The sequence below is a fragment of the Photobacterium sp. R1 genome, from assembly GCF_054600795.1.
This window is the reverse complement of record NZ_BAAHZP010000068.1, coordinates 1-511: the sequence shown is the minus strand read 5'-3', so window position 1 is coordinate 511 and position 511 is coordinate 1. Positions and strand designations below refer to the sequence as shown.

Annotated in this window: 1 protein-coding gene; it reads right to left on the bottom strand. The window is 53.0% G+C overall.

Features of this window, described 5'->3' with window-relative positions; translation table 11 throughout:
- Positions 1–511, bottom strand: a 511-nt coding sequence (locus ACYP03_RS23975) for a DegT/DnrJ/EryC1/StrS family aminotransferase (protein ID WP_459782359.1), incomplete at both ends; no start/stop codon positions are given.

The window sequence follows — 511 nt, the reverse complement described above, 5'->3', positions numbered from 1 at the left end:
CACAACCGCGTGCCTGTAATGTTTCTGCCAGAACCTTGGCATTGCTAATCACATTTTTGATGTACAGCTTGAATTCGGGTTCCAGCGCTTCACCCAGGGCAACGGCTTTACCGGCTATGACATGCATCAGCGGGCCGCCTTGCAGGCCTGGGAAGACGGCAGAATTGATCTTCTTATTAATGTCTTCGTGGTTGGTCAGTATCATGCCGCCACGAGGGCCACGCAGAGTTTTGTGTGTTGTTGTTGTAACAACATGCGCGTGCGGCAGAGGCGACGGGTGTTCACCGGCCGCAATCAACCCTGCAATATGCGCCATATCGACCATCAGATAGGCACCGACTTCATCGGCAATGGCACGGAATTGCTCGAAATCGACCTGACGAGGAATCGCAGAACCACCGGCAATGATCATTTTGGGTTTATGCTCATGTGCCAGATCGCGTACCTGATCGTAATCAATGTCGCAGCTGCCCTGACGCACACCGTACTGAACGGCGTTGAACCATTTGCC